The 1,655-nt window shown below is 70.9% G+C and carries 1 protein-coding gene (only partly in view); it reads right to left on the reverse strand.

Features of this window, described 5'->3' with window-relative positions:
* Nucleotides 1-145: 145 nt before the first annotated feature.
* Nucleotides 146-1,655: the 3' portion of a trypsin-like serine protease gene (locus ACFV4G_RS11075; protein WP_380438823.1), read on the reverse strand. 905 nt of this gene lie beyond the right edge of the window; the window shows 1,510 of its 2,415 coding nt (coding positions 906-2,415); the start codon falls outside the window, past its right edge — the gene reads right to left on this strand; the stop codon is at nt 146-148.

Here is a 1,655-nt window from a genome sequence, read left to right on the forward strand (position 1 = left end):
GGCGGGCCGCGCCGCCGTGATCTCTCTCTATGGGCTCGGGGGGGGGTGGGGGGGGGGGGGTCCCCCCGGGGTCGCCCCGCCCCCCCCCCCCCCCTTTCGGCGACGGACGGTGTGGCAGGCCGCTACCGCTCTCGCCGGGGTGGTGTCAGCTGGTGGGCAGGGCGATGCCGGGCAGCGTGATGCCGGACAGGGTGTCCAGGGGGGCCCAGCTGGGCATGCCGGGCTTGTAGGAGGTGTGGTTCACGGTACCGTCGGGGGCGGTGGCGCCGAAGAGGTCCACGGTGCTGGAGGAGGCGCTGAACAGCGGGGCGGGGATCCGGCCGGCGGCGAGCTTCGTGGTTCCGCTCAGGGACTCCCAGGCGTTCCACGGCTTGCCGTTGTTGAACCAGTAGGTGTGCGCCAGGGACTTGTCGCTGCGGACCGCGAACAGCTCGAGCGCGTCGGTGGCGGGGTTGTAGAGCACGCTGGGGGAACTGGTGAAGGGCTGGTCACCGTTGATGGTCGTCCAGCTGCTCCAGCCGGCCGTGCCCGCGGTGTAGTAGGCGTGGGCCACGACGCCGTCGGTGTTGGTCGCGAAGACCTCGGCGGTCTTCGTCGACGGGTTGTAGACCAGGCTCGGGCTGCCGGTGAAGGTGTTCTGGTTCAGCTGCAGCCACGGGCTCCACGGCTTGCCGTCGTTGAACCAGTAGGTGTGGTACATCGTGTTGTCACGGCCGATCGCGAACAGCTCGAGCGCGTCGGTGGCCGGGTTGTAGAGCGCCCTGGGGGAGCCGGTGAACCGGTAGTCGGCGTTGATGTTCGACCAGGTGCTCCAGCCGGTCATGCCCGGGGTGTAGTACATGTGGGCCACAGGACCGTCGGCGGTGGTGGCGAAGACCTCGGCGGTCTTCGTCGACGGGTTGTAGACCGCGGTGGCGCTGCCGGTGAACGAGGTCGATCCCGTACCGGCCCACGGGCGCCAGCCCTGCGCGTCGGCCATGTAGTAGGTCTGCCAGATGAGGCCGTCGGTGTCCATGGCGAACAGCTCGATGGCGTTGGTGGCCGGGTTGTAGAGGGCGGTGGGCGAGCCGACGAACGGCTTCACGCCGGCCGGACGGTCGCTGATAGACGTCCAGGAGCTCCAGCCCTGGCCGTTGATGTTGTACGCGCCCATGACGCGGCCCTTGTCGTCGACGGTGAACTCCGTGGACGTCTGCTTGACCGGGTCGTACACCCCACTGGTGGTCGGTGCGCTGGTGGACAGCGCGGCCTCGCGGACCTGCTTCACCCACGCGCCGAGGTCGTCGGTGCGCACGCTGGTGGCGCCGGTGCGCAGCTCGGTGCCCAGAGCGCCGAGGCAGCCGCCCTGCCAGGAGCGGGAGGCGATCGCGGCGAGCTCGGTGGTGCCGTTCTTGTCACGCAGCAGCGGGGCTCCGGCGTCGCCCTGGCAGATTGGGGTTTGGCCGTCCGCGGGGGCAGTGTCGACGGTGGTGGCGGCGACGGCGCCGACGGTGTGGGTGGTGGTGTGGACCTTGGTGGGGACCCAGTCGGTGACGGTGCGGCCGTAGCCGGCTGCGCGCAGGTTCTCGGCGGCCACCGGCGCGGTCGCGCCGAGGGTGACGGGGGTGATGCCGGTGACCGGGAAGGCCAGGCGGGCCATGACCAGGTCGCGGTCG

This window comes from Kitasatospora sp. NPDC059747, from assembly GCF_042732955.1.
GTDB lineage: Bacteria > Actinomycetota > Actinomycetes > Streptomycetales > Streptomycetaceae > Kitasatospora.